The following is a 19,015-nucleotide window of genomic DNA, read 5'->3' on the forward strand; positions in this document are numbered from 1 at the left end:
CTGCTTGCACTTGAAGTGATCTTAAACGAACAAAATACTATTCTTTTGTATCAAATTAGATTCTTTCTATTGCGCTGGTATTTGACAGATTTATTGTTACATAGTAGATTTTTTTTAAAAAGTTAATTTTTTATAATCTGATCTCATAGATAAATTTTGTAAAAAATTTGAATCTTTTTGTAATTTTTAATTTAAGTTTTGTTATTTTTAAAAATTATCCTATTTTTTTAATAGAAAAAATAGCTAATTCTATGGTATCATTGTAAATTTTAAAAGATTTTCATTGTTTTAGCTTAATGTTGTAATTTTAATTTTGTGAGAAAAGAACATTATACAAAACATAGATTAAAATAATTTTATCTCTACGGGGGGGTAAAAAAATCAAAGTACTTGGTTTATTTTTGAGTACCGTTGGACATTTTCTTGTGAATGAAAAATATGTGGAAGGGAAAATGATTATTTTTCATTAAAAAATTATTTGAATTTAATAAAAATAAATAGACTGTAGAAGTAATTTATTATTAACTTGAGTAGTTTTTTTGAAGGTTTTTTATTCATCCCATCTTAGGGTACCGCCAGCTTGGTATTCAATCACGCGAGTTTCAAAAAAGTTCTTTTCTTTTTTAAGATCCATCATTTCACTCATCCAGGGAAAAGTATTTTTAGCACCAGGAAATTGTTTGGATAATCCAATTTGAAGAAAACGACGATTAGCAATGTATTGCAGATAGTCTTTAAACATTTTAGCGTTTAATCCCAAGATACCTCGTGGTATAGTATCTTTAGCGTACTGATATTCAAGCTCTACTCCTTCAAGAATCATTTTAGTAACTTCTTCTTGAAAATTTTTTGTCCATAAATGAGGATTTTCAATTTTAATTTGATTAATCACATCAATACCAAAATTTACATGCATCGATTCATCGCGCAAAATATATTGAAATTGCTCTGAGGTTCCACTCATTTTATTCCGTCGCCCCATAGCAAGAATTTGAGTAAAACCGACATAGAAGAAAAGTCCTTCAAAAACCACGTAAAATGCAATTAAATCTCGTAATAAACGCTGATCAGCTTCTGGAGTTCCAGTTTTAAAAGTAGGATCTGCAAGACTTTTGGTGAAAGGTAGTGCCCATGTGGCTTTTTTAGCAACTGCGGGCAATTCCCGATACATATTAAACACTTCCGCCTCATCTAATCCTAGACTTTCAATGATGTGTTGATAAGCATGTGTATGTAAAGCTTCTTCGAATGCTTGGCGTAATATATATTGGCGACATTCAGGATTGGTGATATGCCGGTATATTGCCAATACCAAATTATTGGCTACTAATGAATCTGCAGTTGAGAAAAAACCAAGACTTCGCTTTACAATCATTCGTTCGTCTCTACTTAATTGATGAGGATCTTTCCATAAAGCAATATCTGCTGTCATATTAATCTCATTAGGCATCCAATGGTTAGCACAGCCGGATAAATATTTTTGCCATGCCCACTGGTACTTGAAAGGAACTAATTGATTAAGGTCAGCGTGACAATTAATAATTTTTTTATCGTCAACTTGGATTCGTGCAGCTCCCATTTCAAGCTCTTCTAATCCTGTTGCCCCATTATGAGAGAGAGGAGTGGTAGTGTTCTTCTCTGATTCCTCGTTATCTTCTTCATCTTCTAAGGTTGAGTTATCCACTAAAGTGGATACTTGTGTATTTTTAACTGATTTTTCTAAAGAATTGCTTAAGGGGTTTGGATTATGATAATCCTCCCAATTGAGTAGGTTTTTGGTTGCTTGGTAGTTTGACATTTTTTCTTCTCCTTCTTAGCTTCGGATAAATACAGTCATTCTTGAAAAACGGAAATTAGAGGGGGGTGCTAGAGCATTTATCCTTTTTACTCACAAATTTTTGCTCTTAAAAAAAATAACTTTCTGTTTGAGATTCACTGTTTTCATTGGCAGGCCTCGCAATTAAGGTTATCGATTAAGCAGGTATTCGAAGCAGTTTGATCTGTAACTGCATTCAGTGTTGCATCATGAATGGTCGCTTTTTCCGTTCCACTCGCTCCCATGCTGCGTAGATAATAAGTTGTTTTTAATCCCCGTATCCAAGCCATACGATAGAGAATGTCAAGTTTTTTACCTGATGGTTCGGCCATATATAAGTTCAGTGATTGTGCTTGATCAATCCATTTTTGTCGCCTCGATGCTGCTTCAATTAGCCATTGTGGTTCTATCTCAAACGCCGTTGCATATAACTTTTTAAGTATTAAAGGAATGCGATCTATTTTTTGCACACTACCATTATAATATTTAAGGTCATGCACCATAACGTTATCCCATAAATGGAGACTTTTAAGTTCTTTGACCAAATAGGGATTTATGACCGTAAAATCGCCTGACAAATTGGATTTTACAAATAAGTTCTGATAAGTGGGCTCAATTGATTGAGAAATTCCACAAATATTGGAAATCGTTGCTGTGGGTGCAATTGCCATAACATTGGAATTACGCATTCCATAAGTTTTAACTTCCTGACGTAATTGATTCCAATTTAACCTTTGATGCGTATTTTGTTCCAAATATTTGCCGCGCTTCTTCTCTAACAATTGAATGGAATCGATTGGTAAAATGCCTTGACTCCATAAAGAACCTGCGAAAGTTTCATAGGTACCACGTTCCTTAGCCAATTCCATCGAGGCTTGAATACTATAATAGCTAATTATTTCCATGCTTTGATCTGCAAATTCTACAGCCTCTTCAGAACTATAAGGAATTTTTTGTATGTATAAGGCATCTTGGAAGCCCATCAAACCTAGGCCGATAGGTCTATGTTTAAGATTAGCATTACGTGCTTGTGGCACGCTGTAGTAATTAATATCGATGACATTATCCAACATCCTAATTGCTGTCTTAATAGTACGAGCTAATTTCTCAATGTCTAATTTGCCTTCTTTTATATGATTAACGAGATTAATACTACCTAAGTTACAAACAGCAATTTCATTTATCGAAGTATTCAAGGTTATTTCTGTACATAAATTGGAACTATGAATAACACCAACATGTTGTTGGGGCGATCGTAAATTACAGGCATCTTTAAATGTCACCCAAGGATGGCCGGTTTCAAAAAGCATACTAAGAATTTTACGCCACAATGAAACAGCAGAAATTTTTTTTGCACGAATTTCACCTCGACGAGCTTGTTCTTCGTATTCAATATACGCCTTTTCAAAAGATTCAGAAAATTTATCATGTAAGTCCGGTACCTCATCGGGGGAAAATAAAGTCCAAGACTTATTTTCAAAGACTCGCTTCATAAATAAATCTGGAATCCAATTAGCTGTATTCATGTCGTGAGTACGGCGACGGTCATCACCTGTGTTTTTACGTAAGTCCAAAAATTCTTCAATATCCATATGCCAGGTTTCTAAATAAGCACAAACAGCGCCTTTACGTTTTCCTCCTTGATTCACGGCAATAGCAGTAGCGTCAGCCACGTTTAAAAAAGGAACAACTCCCAATGATTTTCCGTTAGTACCTTTGATATAAGCACCCATTGCGCGGACAGGAGTCCAATCATTACCTAAACCACCGGCATATTTAGATAATAAAGCGTTATCTTTAAGAGAGCTGTAAATACCTTCTAAGCTGTCGGGTATAGTAGTTAGAAAACAGCTAGAAAGTTGAGGGAAGAGGGTTCCTGAATTAAATAATGTCGGTGTTGAACTCATAAAATCAAAAGAGGAAAGAACCTTATAAAATTTAATTGCATGTTTGGTGCGGTCTTTTTTTTCTGATTGAGCTAACCCCATTGCTACACGCATAAAGAAAACTTGAGGTAGTTCGATACGCACTTGATGATGATGAATGAGATAACGATCATACAACGTTTGCAAACTCAAGTAGGTGAATTGTTGATCGTATTCAGGCTCTAAAACTTGGCTTAAGGAATTTAAATCGAAGTTATTTAGATTGGAATCTAAGTGCTTTGTCTCGATTCCTTTTTGAATAAATATTTTAAAGGCTTCAGGATAATACTGGGCAATTTCTTCATGCATTAAATCATGAGGTATATTTAAACCATTGAGTGCTTCGTTATAAAGATCGTGTAAGAGTAATCGTGCAGTTACATAGGTGTAGTTCGGTTCATTTTCTACAAGCGTCCTTGCCGTCATTACTAATGCTTTATAAATCTCTTTCAAAGCAACACCATCAAATAGATTAGCCTTTGTTTCTTCTAAAATTTTGTTAGCATCCACGTCTTCCAGATCACTACAAGCTAAATGGACGATGCGAGTTAGCCACATACAGTCCAAAGGAACTTTTGAACCATCTTCAAGTGTTACGTGAATACCGCTTTCTAAAGAAGGAGATTTTTTTTGTTCCTCTCGTTTTTTTCGACGTTCTTCTCGGTATAAGACGTAGGCACGGGCTACTTTATGTAGCCCTGCATACATCAGTGCGAGCTCTACTTTGTCTTGAATTGCTTCAATATGGATAGTACCCTCGGATGGACAGCGCTTTTGAAACATGACGGTAATATGTTCGGTAAGTTGGCTAATGATTTCTTGAACTCGACTAGAATCTTGAGCTGATTCTCCTTCTACAGCTAAGAAAGCTTTTTTCATTGCAATAGCAACACGATTAATATCATATTTCACAATCCGTCCATCGCGCTTAATTACACGTAATTGACCAACCTGAACAGTGTTTAATGGAATGGTAGATTGAGAACCAAGAGCCAGTTGGTTATTTTGATGATTTGTGTTTATTTCCATAAGGTCTCCTAGCCAATAACAAATAGGGTGATATGTGATTCACGGTTAATATTAATTAATTAGGAATAAATTTTTTGATCTCTGGCTTGGCCCTTGGCAACTTACCAAGTTGCTTCATGCTCTTAAACTTAATAATAATATAAGTATTTGCTTTTTAAATACACAAGATAATGTGTTTTAGTGTGAATTGCAAGTAGACTAACATGGGGGAAGTTGTGAATAAAATAAAAAACTTAAAATAGCTACGGCTTAAAAATAAAGTGTGCTTTATAAATTTTTTGTAAAAAAAGTTATAGGAAGTCATTGTTAAGTTATAGGAAGTCATTGTTATATAAAGTCGTTAACAAGGAAACAAATAAGTTAAGATGGAGGGTAGAGTAAGCAATTTTTGAAAAACCTGAATTACGATTCAGTGTTAGAAGAGTTTTCTGCTAAATGAGCAGGAGAAAGTATTTTGGGGTTACTAAAAAGGTAAAATATTTCAATGAGGTAAAATATTTAAATGCCTCGTCGTTTTTTTCTCAAGGGGGGGTGTCTTTACTTGATAACATCATCATATAAACCTATGGTCCCAGCGCTGAAGGAAAAAATAAGTTTGATTAGTAAGGTTGTTTATGTGGTTGAAATCCCATGTTTTTATCGGTACTGGTTATCAGAACGATTTCTTCGTTATGAAAATGGCAGGGCTTTATTATGACATTGGACAGTGGCAACAATGGTTTTTTTTTGCGTTTGATAAACAATGATAAGTGCATATCTCTTATTCATAAATTACAACTAAAATTTGATCAATGGTGTTTGGTCAAATATTGGTACCCCGTTAATAACGGGATAAAATTTAAACGCAGGATTTATTGTAGAGTTTTGAAAGAGCTTTTCGAGTTTCTTCCGCCATGATGTTAAAAATTCTTGGTCAAATTACTCAAGAAGTAAATGCTGCTTCGAGTTTGGAACAAGCCTTGACGCTTGTGGTTAAACGATTGTGTGAAGATTTACCCGCTGATGCTTGTAGTATTTTTATTTGTGATGATGAGCACGGAGAGTACGTTTTAATGGCGACCCAAGGATTAAACAGCAAACAAGTTAACAAAACACGTCTTAAATTTGGAGAAGGATTAATTGGGTTCATTGGTGAGAGGGAAGAACCTATTAATTTGGCGGATGCATCTCTTCATCCTAGTTTTAAACGCTGTCCTGAATTAAATGAAGAGGAATATCATGGTTTTTTAGGAATCCCCATTATCGAACAAGGTAAATTGCTTGGTTTATTAATGGTTCAGCAGCGGGAAAGTCGTCCTTTTGCGGAAGAAGAGGAAGCTTTCTGCGTCACTGTAGCGATTCACTTAGCTGCTGAAATTGCTCGTGCTCGAACTAAAAGAGCATTGGAAGTATTAGGAGCTCAAAAACGGCATCGGAAAAAAATAGAAACAGTTTTATGTGGCGTACCAGGCTCTTCAGGCGTGGCTATTGGAACCGCTATGATTGTATACCCACCAGCAGATTTAGATGCGGTTCCTGATCAAGAAATTACAGATATCGAAATAGAAATTTCTGATTTTGAAACTGCTCTTGCTGCAGCACGTGATGAAATCTACCGTCTACAAGTACGAGCTAAAAATTCTCTAAGTGTATCAGAAAATTTGCTATTCGATGCTTATCTTCGATTGCTTGATAGTCGAACTTTCATTAATGAAGTTATTACTGAAATTAAAAAAGGACAATGGGCACAAGGGGCCTTAAAACATGTTATTAAAAAACACGTGCTTCATTTCGAATCTTTAGAAGATCCTTATTTACGAGAACGGGCTGCTGATTTTAGAGATTTGGGGCGCCGTGTTCTGGGTCATTTACAATTTAGCGAACAAAAAGAATTGGAATATCCTAGAAGTACGATTTTAGTGAGCGATGAAGTGACACCAACCGCTATGATGGAAGTCCCTCGTGATCGTTTAAAAGGTGTGATATCTGGAATGGGATCAAATAACTCTCATGTTGCTATTTTAGCGCGTGCCTTTGGACTTCCAGCTGTAATGGGGGTGCGTGGAACTCCGCTTTTTAAATTATCTTCACAAGAACTTATTGTAGATGGTTATAATGGTCAAATTTATTTGTCTCCCTCGTCTGAGATTAAAAGAGAATTTAAAGCACTGGCTCAAGAAGAGCAACAACTTGATGAAGAATTAAAAGTATTACGTGATTTACCTGCCAAAACAATCGATGGTCATTCGTTAGCGCTTTACGTTAACACAGGGTTAGCTATCGAGGGAGGCCTTTCGCTAAGCGTGGGTGCTGAAGGAGTAGGATTATATCGTACCGAAATGCCCTTTATGATTCGGGATCGATTTCCCAGTGAAGAAGAACAACGTATTATGTATCGGCAATTGTTAAATACGTTTGCTCCTCGTCCAGTCATTATGCGTACATTAGACATTGGGGGCGACAAAACTCTACCTTATTTTACTGTGGAAGAAGATAATCCTTTTCTTGGATGGCGAGGTATTCGAGTTACTTTGGATCATCCGGAAATTTTCTTACAACAAGTTCGTGCCATGTTGCATGCTAGCGAAGGATTAAATAATTTATCCTTATTGTTTCCTATGATTACTTCCGTAAGGGAAGTAGAAACGGCTATTCGTATGATTAATCAAGCATATACAGAATTAATTGAAGAAAATGTGAAAATTGAATTACCAGCAATTGGATTAATGATAGAGGTACCAGCAACGGTTTACCAAGCTTATGAATTAGCAAAACGAGTTGATTTTCTCTCTGTTGGAAGTAATGATTTAATTCAATATTTATTAGCTGTTGATCGAAATAATCCACGGGTAGCAAATCTTTACGATGCATTGCATCCCGCCGTTTTGCAAGCTCTAAAAATTGTAGTCAAAGCAGGGCATAAAGCAGGAAAGCCAGTTAGTATTTGTGGAGAAATGGCAGGTGATCCCCTGATCGTAGTTTTATTACTAGCCATGGAATTTGATATGTTGAGTATGAATGCTCGAATATTACCGCGCGTAAAATGGGTTATTCGTAAGTTTTCACTAGAAAAAGCCAAAGCATTATTAGCAGAAGTTTTAAAAATGGATGATTCAAAAGATATTCGTCTTCATATAGAAAATGCCTTGGAAGAAGCAGGTTTGGGTAGTTTAATTCGTGTGGGAAAATGAAATAAGAAGCATTCTAAGCTTATTTTTTAATTCCCTGTAAGTAAGTGTTATAAGCTTAAGGAGTTTTATATATGCTTTATTATCAAAATATTAATCCAATAGCCTTCAAACTAGGGCCAATTAAAGTCTATTGGTATGGACTTATGTATTTAATAGGATTTGTATCTGCTTGGAGATTAGGTTTATATCGTGCTTCTCAACCCCAGCGAGGCTGGAATTCGAAGGAAGTGGGCGATTTAATTTTTTATAGTGCGTTGGGAGTAATTATTGGTGGCCGGTTAGGGTATATGATTTTTTATAATTTTTTTAACTTTATTGTTAATCCGTTGAGTATTTTTGAAATATGGCATGGAGGTATGTCATTTCATGGTGGTCTTATTGGTGTGGGAATTGCTATCTGGTTTTTTAGCCGTCAAACTAAAAAGCAATGGATCTATGTAACTGATTTTACTGCACCTTTAGTGCCCTTAGGTTTAGCAGCAGGAAGAATTGGGAATTTTATCAATGGTGAATTATGGGGGCGGGTCACAACAGTGCCTTGGGGAATGGTTTTTCCCTATGCAGGGCTTTCCCCACGTCATCCCTCACAGCTGTATGAATTTTTTTTAGAAGGAATTTTACTTTTTATTATTATGTGGTGGTTTTCTGATAAACGTCGACCACGATTTGCGGTAACATCCTTGTTCTTACTCTTTTATGGGGTATTTCGCTTTATGGTAGAATTTTTTCGTCAACCTGATCCACAATTGGGATATATTGCATTTGGGTATTTGACTATGGGACAACTTCTATCATTGCCGATGATTATCGGTGGTGGGTTGAGTTTATGGTGGGCATATCGATCGCTATAGCGAACATTAAAATAGTTAAATAAAATTCGTACTTGTTTATTATGATTGCTTTCATTGGCAGCGATATTTTTAAAACTAAAGTGAGTTATACTGTAAATAGATAAATTTATATTCCTAAATTACATTGCGCAAATATTTTGTATAATCTTTTTCGTAATGTAATGTAATCTTTTTCGATGTAATATACAGTAGAAAAAGTCATTTAAAGTATGATAACCTTTTAAATATTATTTCTATGCTGTGCTGGTTAGCTTTATGATTTCGAGTATATTTTGGTTTAATTAAAATAAGTCTGACTATCCTGTATATTATAATAGTCTGGGCAAAGGAAGCTTCTGCAAAAATAAATCTTGTAGTGATGGGATGATGAAACAATACCTTGAGTTTTTAAATTTCATTCTCGAATACGGTATTAGTAAGAAAAATCGAACTGGTATTGGAACACGTAATATTTTTAGTTACGAAATGCGGTTTGATTTAAAACAAAGATTTCCTTTAGTCACAACTAAGAAAATCCATCTAAAAAGCCTTATTTATGAATTGTTATGGTTTTTAAAAGGCGATACTAATATTCAATATTTAAATGATCATGGTGTTACTATATGGGATGAATGGGCAGATGAACATGGAGAATTAGGACCCATTTATGGAAAGCAATGGCGTCATTGGCAGTGTGTTGATGGCCGGATCATCGATCAAATAGACCGACTCCTTGAGACTATAAAAACTAATCCTGATTCACGACGATTGATTGTAAGTGCTTGGAATGTAGGGGAATTAAATCAAATGGCCTTGCCGCCATGTCATTTACTGTTTCAATTTTACATAGTTGATAGAACAATTTCCTGTAAATTGACCCAACGGTCAGCAGATGCTTTTTTAGGTGTACCTTTTAATATTGCTTCTTATGCTTTATTAACGCATATGGTGGCTGAGCAATGTGATTTAAAGGTAGGAGAATTTATTTGGTCGGGAGGCGATTGTCATATTTACAATAATCATTTGGAGCAAGTTCACGAGCAATTGTCACGTTCTCCTCGTGAATTACCACAATTAAAAATTAAACGAAAATCAGAATCTTTATTCAATTACGATTTTAGTGACTTTGAAATTATTAATTACAATCCTCATCCGGCTATTAAAGCGCCGGTGGCGCTCTAGTTTTTTTAACACGGTTATGTTTCAAAAACTATTGCATAAATTTCAAATTCATTGATTAATTTTATTATTATAATGAACAGATAATAATGTATTTAGACTTGTGTACAATCTACTTTTTCTATTCTTATTTGCTTCATTCAACTCATTATTTTGATTTTATTGAGCAAGTTTCAGATTATTAAGAACAGGGTAAAGTTATCAGCTTCTGGAAAGTTTTGTTGTTTAAAATAAACTATTTTAAAGTTTTTCTAATCTTGCCTTAAATGCTTTCCCTGTGCTCATAAGGGGGAAAGGCATTGATATAAAAAAACTATTATCCTATACCTAAATAGGTTTTATTTTTCTAGGTTTTATTTTTCTCTATTGTAGATCAAATAGTTTGTCAAAACCATAACAAAGAATAAACAAAAGAAACAATTTTTTTACTGCTCAAGACTTTTAAAAAATCGTGCATTTTAAAATTTTTTTTGATTTAATTTTTTCGTTTGGATAAAAAAATACAAAAATCTTAATAGGAACTCAATAAATATAAAATCATAGAACGTATTTAAAATGAATTAAAATATCTTAAAAATTAAATGAAGGAAATAGGTTTATTAAAAAAAAAACTAAATTTATTGCTATTAGAATTATACTACATTTCTTAAAAAGAATAAACTTACATCAAGATAAATGTTTAAAAGTTTATTGTTGATTCATTTTAATTATTATGGCTTTTACTGATCCCACTTCACACAGTTTATTGTCAAGATAATTTTTATATTGTAAATACTTCTACGAAAAAGCAAGTGGGTCTTAATATATTTTGTCTTAATATATTTTTTGATGTGCACTTAAGATAAAATCTGGTACCTACAGATCAATACACTACAATGCACTATAATATTAGTGGTTTTCTATGGTAGTAGGTTAGTTTGTCCAAATATACTCAATATAATCTATAAAAATTTAAATATGGTTCTGTAAATTGACTCAGTAAAAATAATGTCAATCTCTCTGGGATCAATATTAATCCCAACAGTTCTACTGTTACACTAACTGGATCAAAGAGAAATCTTCTAATAATATTTCTAAAGTTTAGATAGGGAAATTAGATGATTATTTGAAATTTTAAGGTTTTTCTAAAAAAATTTAATAAGATCGTATAAAGCTTAAAGCGAACGAGGAATTATTTAAATTACTTTAAATCATAGTGACTACTATAAAATAAGATCGATAGATTGTAAGTATCTGTCTTCAATTTTTTTAATTGAGATGAAAGTTGGCATGATGGTTAATATCTTAAAGATCTTAGTCAAGATTGGAAAGAATTTTCTCTTGGGCTGATGGGTACATTGCTGGCCGTAATAAAAATTGGTTGATAAAAGATATTCTGATGTTTTGGAAAGTTGGGAAGACTGGATGAATAATTTCAGGACTCAGCAGCTCTTTGATTCGAAGTATGTCAGTGTCAATATTACTTACTTTACTTCTTATAGAAGAAGCACGAAACTTAAGTAGTGCCATCAATGGTGTAACTATGATTTTCTGCAATAAAAAATCCTTAGGGTGGTTGGTGTGGGGTATTGACTAGGGATTTTGTTATAGAGATTTTTGATTAGGAATGGGCATTTAACCCATGTAACATAAGAAGTGCTTCATACAATTGATAATCTCTTTGTGCTAATTCTAATTGAGATTGCAATAATTTTTTTTCTTGTACAAGTCTTGTTTTCGAGTTGTCAACCATATCATTTGGTAAATGATTTTGAAAATCTGCTTCATCGAAGGTTAAGTGTATTTCAGCAGGCTTAATGGTAAGTTCGGGTACGGTAACGTTTGGAATAATTCCTTTTTCTTGAATTTCTCGACCAGCTGGGGTGTAGTACAAAGCTGTCGTTAATTTAATGGCATAGTCATGCGTAATAGGTAATACAGTTTGAACAGATCCTTTTCCAAAGCTCGGTGTACCCATAATGATAGCGCGCTTATAATCTTGAAGCGCACCTGCTACGATTTCTGAAGCAGAAGCAGAGCCTCCATTAATTAACACCACCATTGGTGTGTTAGGAATTAGATCTCCCGGGGTAGCTTTGATCTTAATGTTGGCACCGGGTACTCGACCTTTAGTATAAACAATGTAATCGTTATATTGATGAATTTTATTGGAATCGAGAAAACTATCAGCTACTCCAGCACTGACATCTAGAAGTCCGCCGGGATTATTCCGTAAATCAAGAACTAAACCTTTCAAATGACTATTGGACTCCATTCTCAATTTAGAAATTGCTTCATGCAATTGTGTAACTACAGGCCCTTGGAAAAAGGTAATTTGAACATAGGCGTAACCTGGTTCTAAGATCTTACTTTTTACGCTAATTAAATGAATCGGTTCGCGAGTGATATTAAAAATTAGAGGTTTATCCATGGTTTTTCGTAAAATGGTTAATGTAACACTGGTACCTTTCTTGCCTTTGATTCTACTGACTGCTTCCGGTAAACTCATATTTTGAACAAGTTGTCCGTTAATTTTTACAATAAAATCATTGGGTTTAATTTCAGCACGAGCAGCAGGAGAATCGTTTAGTGGACTAATAACTTTTAAGAGTCCATCTTTTGAAAGAGTAAGTTCAATGCCAATGCCTACAAATTCACCCGATACAGTTGTTTTAAGCTCTTTTAAATCATTAGTGTCAAGATAACTAGAATGAGGGTCAAGGTTGTTGATCATGCCGCTAATGGCACTATTGAATAATTCATTGTTGCCAACATTCTTAATGTAATAACGGTGGATAAGGGCGATAGTAGTAACGAAGCGTTGAACATCTTTTTTTGATAATTCATTGTTTTGATTTTCAATATGTGTTGGGATTATTTTGGGTAGTAACGAATGAGGAATAATAGCTAGTGTGGATGTGAAAAAACTCAAGCTTAAAGCAAAAAATAATGTTACAAATATAATTTTAGCTTTAAAAATAGATCGCAGTTTATCTCTACTGATTAAAAGCCGTAACTTTATCGATTTTCTCATTACTTACACCTACATTCTAAAAAATTAGGGATTTAGCATTATGGCGCATGATATAATAAAGCGCTGGTTTGTCAGTATAAACGTTGTTTATTTATAAACGTTGCTTATTCCTACAATAGTTACCAAATCATTTTTTGGGATGATGATGTATGGTACTAAACTTAGTTTTTTATATAAAAAATAATTCTCCTCCATAAAGTGTCATATAACCATGTCCATAGTTGATAATCAATAAAAATCCATAATCTAGTAACCATTTAGCGCTACAAGCTACTTTCCTGAAAGCTGCTGTATAAAAAATAGCCTCCTCTTTAGAATTTAGAATCTAAGAGCAAAGTGACGTCCTATGTTAATTTACTGTGGTTGATTGAAGTGCTGAAATTAAGAAAGAGGGCTAATTTTTGTCAAATTTTTGTCAATTAGGTTAAATAACTTTTTTAATTGAGTAAAAAATCTATTTTCATTATCACCTTGTGTTGAGCATATTGATCGGTACCGAGTAGAGCGTTTTTTTAATATTTATAGTTATTTATTAATTAATAATTCATTTTGAGATTCATTTTGAGGTTTTCATTTTTGAAGTTCTCATCTAGGACGTGTGTTACATTTCTAGTTTTGTAATTTTTCTAAAATTGGCTTACTGTTTGGGATTGAATTTTAGTTTGATTAATTTTTAATTCACTAAGAGTTATTTATAAATATAAATCTAGCTTAATCTTGGATATTAATCCAATGCTTTTAACCAAGATCATAATATTATATGCAAAATTTAGTGACAAGATTTGAATTATTTTGATTTAGAATAATTTTAGGATAATACTCTTATTCTAAAATATATTTAATAGATCAGAATTAAATAGATAAATCAGAATTCAATAGATCAGATTTATTGGATACGACTCTAATTCTCTAAGTAATAAGGTTTTAATTTCGTATCCTTTGCATCCTGGTTTAATTTAATATAATTTATTTTTTTAAAATTCACTTCTATTCTTTGTGAGGTGGAAAGAATGTAAGGTACAAAGAATCTTATTAGAAGCTATCTTTGCTGATTTAAGTGTTCTTAAATAAAGAACTCGCTTATTTTGATCTTCTAACAGAATAACTCAGATTATCTTCTAACAGAATGGCTAAGATTAGAATTTTACAATTAATTTTTAAAGTCGGAAGAAAGATCTCCATAAAAACTTAACGGAAATATTATCGCTCTTCTCTCTCAGAAACATGAGAAAAAAGATCAGCAAATTCGCTTGCATATTATTTTAAAAAAATTAAGTTACGTCCTGTCATTTCAAAAGGTTTTTTGAGACCGATAAGAAAGAGTAAAGTTGGCGCTATATCATCCAAAGCACCAATTCCTTTGTGGAATTGAGCTTCTCTTCCTATGTAAATCAATGGTACTAAATTACAGGTATGAGCTGTATGTGGTTGTTTTATTGTATCGTCAAACATTTTTTCTGCATTGCCATGATCGGCAGTAATGAGGGCTTCTCCGTTGGTTGATTGTAATGCTTCAAGAATACGCTTTAAGCAATTATCTATAGTATGAATAGCTATCTTAGTAGCTGCTTCATTACCTGTGTGGCCCACCATGTCTGGATTAGCAAAATTACAGACAATAAAATCATAATCACCATTTTTAATCATTTCTATCAGTTTATCCGTTACTTCTTCAGCACTCATTTCAGGTTGAAGATCATAAGTGGTTATTTGGGGTGACGGAATTAAGATTCGATCCTCTCCTCTAAAAGGGACTTCTTGACCACCATTTAAAAAATAAGTTACGTGAGGATATTTTTCCGTTTCAGCAATTCGTAGTTGCCGAAGACCTAAATGAGATAAATATTCACCCAAGGTATTGGGTAATTTCATCGGTGGAAAAGCGACGGGGAGATTGAGATTTTTTTCATAGGTTGTTAGAGTCACGAAATTAGCAAGCTTTGGAGTTATTGTTCTCTCAAACGCTGTAAAAGGATTATCAACAAATGCGTGTGTAAGTTGCCGAGAGCGATCAGGGCGAAAATTCATAAACACGATAACGTCACCATCTTGAACGGTTAACCCTTTCCCCCTATTAGGATGGATGCTAATTGGTTTAATAAATTCATCGGTTTCACCTTCTTTATAAGCAAGAGTCAGTCCCTCTTCGGCAGTGGTAGCGTGATAAGTAGCAATTCCTTTAGTTAATAAATCATATGCTTTTTGTGTTCGACTCCAGTGTTTATCACGGTCCATACCATAATAACGGCCGATAAGAGATGCAATCTTGCCCTGGGTAGTTCCATTAGAAGGAGATTGCTCATAACTAATAAACTGTTTATTAATTTTTTTAATAAATGATAACGCTGATTTTGGTGGAGTGTCACGGCCATCTAAGATAGCGTGTAAATAATTTTTTTTTACACCCCGAAGATGTACCAGTTCGATCATTGCTGCAATTTGGGTATCTTGACTATGTATCCCACCAGACGATAATAAACCAATAATATGGATGGCTTTGTTATGTTGTTTGGCTTTTTTAATGGCATCATCAATAAATACAGAATTCTTAAAAAAATCACCATTTGAGATTGCCTGATTAATTTGAGTTAAATATTGAGGTACTTTCCGACCAGAACCAATATGAAGATGCCCCACTTCCGAATTGCCCATTTGCCCTTTTGGCAAGCCTACCGCAATACCCGAAGCGTCCAATAATGTATGAGGGTAGTGGAGCCATAATTGGTCTAAAGTGGGTGTATTAGCAAGCTTGATTGCATTATGGGCCGTTTCTTTACTTTCCCCGAATCCATCCAGAATAATGAGGACCATAGGTTTAGGACGATGTTTTGTTAGTTTATTGATTAGTTGGCTCATTTGGTAAATATCGTTAGGTTAAAGCTTCTTAAAAAGGGGATTCTTAAAAAAGGGATTATTTTAACAGGTTCCAAGAAATTATTTTGATAGGGTGATTCATCGGTATAATCTCTGAAAAAGGGAGCTTTAAATTTTAATCCTATTTAGAGTTAAATGATCAGAGCTAAATGATGGTCATCAAAAAGAAATCTCATGGTATAGAGGAAGAGCAGTATTCTGCTATTATGTGTGATTATTCCCTATTAATAGTCCAGAAGGGGGGTGTGGTGGCTTTCCTGTCGTATGTTTTCATGCATATTGAATCAATTTGGTAAGGATATTTTTAAGTTGCTGGAACCTCGTTCAGAAAAAGTAGGGGAAATCTAATTATACAATAGAGAAAAGCTCTGATTATGCGTCTTTCGTTGGAAGGCAAAATCATACTACATACTATAAAATCATATTATTAGGTTTGTTAATTTTTATGATCGCACTACTCATATTCACAAATATATGTAGAGTAAAAGATTTTTTCGTTGATCGAGAGATAATTTATTTTGCTTAATCAGAAAGAGTAGTCTTAGTATCCCCACAAGCTTCAGGAAATACCGAAGCTAATTATATCCCCCGCGGAGCCCCTTCTATGAAGAAAATTAAACTTTACTATGCCGATTAAACTATCATTCCTGATAAAAACAGCTAATTTTTGTTTGGGAATTTCATAGAAATACCATTGAAAATCACCTAGTGGCTATTTCTACGGATAGAAGTTAATAAATTAAAATATCTTATAGAATAAGATTATGACTTTTATTTTTTGCTCATTTAAATATCTCAAGGAACAAATTGTTGAGACTTGTTGGAATTAGCTACATTATAAACACCACGGGATGAGGGAAAATTTTAACAGGATGATATTGCTACGGCCACACTTAAATTAAGCAATATTCAAAAAAAAATCGCTAGCAGAAAAGTTAGTAAATTAATTTCTAAGCTACCTTTTTGTTCATGATAAAAACTGTATATTTTTTCAGAAAAAAGTGATGTAAAAAATATTGCTTATTATGATGATACACAATATGTGTGATACACAATTCAAAACTATTTCTCTCATTGAACGGGAGTACGACTTTGTGAAATAGAAAATTTAAGTATTATAAAGTTATGAATTTTTATATGAAAATTACGTAGCTGTTAATGTAATGGATATAAGTAAACAAACATTGGGAATCATGGAAGACACAGTTATTATTTAGCTTTTACGCTGTATTTTTAAATTTTGAGCCACGTTAGTAGCTAAAAATAATCAGATCATTTATGTTCGATTAATGTATAAGCAGTTTCCTATCTTAGGATCTTAGGATATTAATCATAGTCAATGAAATATCTTAAAATAAAAAAATATCGCTATACCTCCATTAAAGATATTTTGCATTGCAACAATCCATCAAATTTCTTATAGCAGAAAGAAAATTTATGGTGTTGATTATCTTCCTTATAATGAAAATTATTTAGAGTAAAAATTATTTTAGTCCTACTAAATGAACAACCCCCCCCCTCATTATTATTAAGTTACAGTGGATTTAAAAGTAATGTGCTACTTCTATAAAAGTATATTTTAAAAAATAATTTTGGACTAGGGTGAGTTGCGGATTTTTTGTTTTTCAGTTTAATGATTATGCTAAAATGAGTTTATAGAGAATTCTATCAAGAATATCTAAAAAGCTAATAAAGTGTTGTCGATGTGAGGCTGATTGTGTTCAATAGTATTATTTATCCTGTAAAACAGGAAGAAGTAGATCCTTAACGATTCATTATTTACGAAGGAAGAACCGGTAAATATACACTATTATGTAATTTAGTTTTTTATCACATTTTTTATTTAGGAGTAAGCTTATTTTGGTCTTGTAAATTTAGAAGCTCTATAGATGAGAATATCCATGAATTTGAATAATATTTTTTAAAAATATTATTCGGACATTATCTATAAAAACAATCTGTTTATAAAACTTGTTATTGCTGTTTAATGATAGAGCAAAATTATCTTACCCTGTTATTTTTATCTGGATTAGAAAATAAAGCTGTACCATCGGTTTAAATTAAAATGATGATTGCCGAAATAAAAAAGGAACTGTCTTATATTTATGTAAACTTCTCTTTTATAAGCCTTATAAATTTAAAGATATAAAAATATTAAAAGAGCTCTTTTGAAGCTGAGCTATCTTTAAATTTAGTCAAATTTTTCATTTTAGACCTTCCTATAACTACCTACTCTAATTAAAATAAAAAATCTGTATAATTTACCTGAGTAATACTATGAGCATTAAAATAAATTTTATTGGAGTGGGGCGGTTGGGAAAAACTATCGCCAAACAAATCATAGGTAGAAATATTGCTCTTATTCAAGGGGTTTGTAATCGCTCGTTAGAAAGTAGTAAGAAAGCAATAGCCTCTATTGGACAGGGAAAGGCTTTCGCAAGTATCCAAGAATTGCCACCAGCTGATATTACTTTTATTACCACTTACGATGACGTTTTAGAATCTTGTTGTCAAAAATTAGCAAAGAGCCCTAACTTGAAATCGGGTAGTATTGTGCTTCATTGTAGTGGTTCTCTTTCATCGGATTTATTGATTTCTGTAAAAGAAAAACAATGTTATATTGCTAGTGCTCACCCGATGCGAAGTTTTTCTAAATCTTCTAATATAAGAAGTAATGATCTTACTTATTGTGCTCTTGAAGGCGATCATGAAGCACTAAATTTATTATCTCACCTTTTCAAAAAAATGAATTATTCAATTTATCAAATCAATAAGAAAAATAAAGTTATTTATCATACTGCAGCTGTTTTCGCTTCAAATTATTTGGTGACCCTATGCGATAGTGCTTTATCTTGTCTTAACAATGCTGGAATAATGAGAGAAGATGGAATTAAAATAATTTTAAATCTCATGAAAAATACTTTAGATAATCTTGATATTGCTCAATCAACTGAAAGAGTTTTAACGGGACCTATTAGCCGTGGTGACTTAGAAGTGATTAAGCGTCACTTACAAGTGTTATCAAAAACTAATTTAATAGAGCTTTATAAAATACTCGGTTTATCAACCTTAAAACTTACAAATTTACCCAATACTAAAAAAGAAGCCTTAGCTTTAATATTTTCATCCTGAACTTTAAATAGATACTTATACTTTGAGTATAAGCTAAAAGCGACCTG

The 19,015-nt window shown here is 33.1% G+C and carries 10 protein-coding genes; 5 read left to right on the top strand and 5 right to left on the bottom strand.

Going from position 1 to position 19,015, the window contains the following annotated elements; all coding sequences use genetic code 11:
* Positions 1-550 precede the first annotated feature (550 nt).
* Positions 551-1,798 carry a ribonucleotide-diphosphate reductase subunit beta gene (locus CLERM_RS00450; RefSeq protein ID WP_102156661.1) on the bottom strand — a complete coding sequence of 416 codons (1,248 nt, stop codon included), beginning with the start codon at positions 1,796-1,798 and terminating at the stop codon, positions 551-553.
* Between the two features lie 143 nt (positions 1,799-1,941).
* Entirely contained in the window at positions 1,942-4,770 is a 2,829-nt protein-coding gene (locus CLERM_RS00455) for a ribonucleoside-diphosphate reductase subunit alpha (RefSeq protein WP_102156662.1), read from the bottom strand.
* A gap of 614 nt (positions 4,771-5,384) precedes the next feature.
* Here CLERM_RS00455 and CLERM_RS04095 point away from each other — a divergent pair.
* The 4 genes from CLERM_RS04095 to CLERM_RS00470 all read left to right on the top strand — a co-directional run bounded on the left by CLERM_RS04095 (position 5,385) and on the right by CLERM_RS00470 (position 9,952).
* A complete protein-coding gene (locus CLERM_RS04095) occupies positions 5,385-5,516 on the top strand; it encodes a hypothetical protein (protein WP_256385307.1) in 132 nt (43 codons plus the stop codon).
* Between the two features lie 150 nt (positions 5,517-5,666).
* The gene (ptsP, locus tag CLERM_RS00460) at positions 5,667-7,940 is read left to right on the top strand and encodes a phosphoenolpyruvate--protein phosphotransferase (RefSeq protein WP_179946437.1); all 2,274 of its coding nucleotides are present in this window, start codon (positions 5,667-5,669) and stop codon (positions 7,938-7,940) included.
* A 71-nt stretch (positions 7,941-8,011) separates the two neighbouring features.
* Entirely contained in the window at positions 8,012-8,791 is a 780-nt protein-coding gene (gene lgt, locus CLERM_RS00465; protein WP_102156664.1) for a prolipoprotein diacylglyceryl transferase, read from the top strand.
* Positions 8,792-9,157: 366 nt separating this feature from the next.
* Positions 9,158-9,952, top strand: a complete 795-nt coding sequence (locus CLERM_RS00470; protein WP_102156668.1) for a thymidylate synthase — start codon at positions 9,158-9,160, stop codon at positions 9,950-9,952.
* Positions 9,953-11,242: 1,290 nt separating this feature from the next.
* Here the strand turns inward: CLERM_RS00470 and CLERM_RS03860 are convergent.
* The 3 genes from CLERM_RS03860 to gpmI all read right to left on the bottom strand — a co-directional run bounded on the left by CLERM_RS03860 (position 11,243) and on the right by gpmI (position 15,818).
* Positions 11,243-11,485 carry a hypothetical protein gene (locus tag CLERM_RS03860; protein ID WP_145996283.1) on the bottom strand — a complete coding sequence of 81 codons (243 nt, stop codon included), beginning with the start codon at positions 11,483-11,485 and terminating at the stop codon, positions 11,243-11,245.
* Between the two features lie 64 nt (positions 11,486-11,549).
* Positions 11,550-12,962 (bottom strand): S41 family peptidase, encoded by a 1,413-nt coding sequence (locus CLERM_RS00475; RefSeq protein WP_102156665.1) that lies wholly within the window; start codon positions 12,960-12,962, stop codon positions 11,550-11,552.
* Between the two features lie 1,257 nt (positions 12,963-14,219).
* Complete coding sequence (gene gpmI / locus CLERM_RS00480; protein ID WP_102156666.1) at positions 14,220-15,818, bottom strand: 2,3-bisphosphoglycerate-independent phosphoglycerate mutase; 1,599 nt, start codon at positions 15,816-15,818, stop codon at positions 14,220-14,222.
* 2,295 nt (positions 15,819-18,113) lie between these two features.
* Between gpmI and CLERM_RS00485 the strand changes: the two genes are divergently transcribed.
* Positions 18,114-18,968 (top strand): Rossmann-like and DUF2520 domain-containing protein, encoded by an 855-nt coding sequence (locus CLERM_RS00485; protein ID WP_102156667.1) that lies wholly within the window; start codon positions 18,114-18,116, stop codon positions 18,966-18,968.
* Positions 18,969-19,015 lie beyond the last annotated feature (47 nt).

The sequence above is a fragment of the Coxiella-like endosymbiont genome (genome assembly GCF_002871095.1).
Taxonomy (GTDB): Bacteria; Pseudomonadota; Gammaproteobacteria; order Coxiellales; family Coxiellaceae; genus Coxiella.

Excerpts from the sequence above, each read along its gene's own strand:
- CLERM_RS00450 (WP_102156661.1), bottom strand. The coding sequence starts at position 1,798 with ATGTCAAACTACCAAGCAACCAAAAACCTACTCAATTGGGAGGATTAT.
- CLERM_RS00455 (WP_102156662.1), bottom strand. The coding sequence starts at position 4,770 with ATGGAAATAAACACAAATCATCAAAATAACCAACTGGCTCTTGGTTCT.
- CLERM_RS04095 (WP_256385307.1), top strand. The coding sequence starts at position 5,385 with ATGTGGTTGAAATCCCATGTTTTTATCGGTACTGGTTATCAGAACGAT.
- ptsP (WP_179946437.1), top strand. The coding sequence starts at position 5,667 with ATGTTAAAAATTCTTGGTCAAATTACTCAAGAAGTAAATGCTGCTTCG.
- lgt (WP_102156664.1), top strand. The coding sequence starts at position 8,012 with ATGCTTTATTATCAAAATATTAATCCAATAGCCTTCAAACTAGGGCCA.
- CLERM_RS00470 (WP_102156668.1), top strand. The coding sequence starts at position 9,158 with ATGAAACAATACCTTGAGTTTTTAAATTTCATTCTCGAATACGGTATT.
- CLERM_RS00475 (WP_102156665.1), bottom strand. The coding sequence starts at position 12,962 with ATGAGAAAATCGATAAAGTTACGGCTTTTAATCAGTAGAGATAAACTG.
- gpmI (WP_102156666.1), bottom strand. The coding sequence starts at position 15,818 with ATGAGCCAACTAATCAATAAACTAACAAAACATCGTCCTAAACCTATG.
- CLERM_RS00485 (WP_102156667.1), top strand. The coding sequence starts at position 18,114 with ATGAGCATTAAAATAAATTTTATTGGAGTGGGGCGGTTGGGAAAAACT.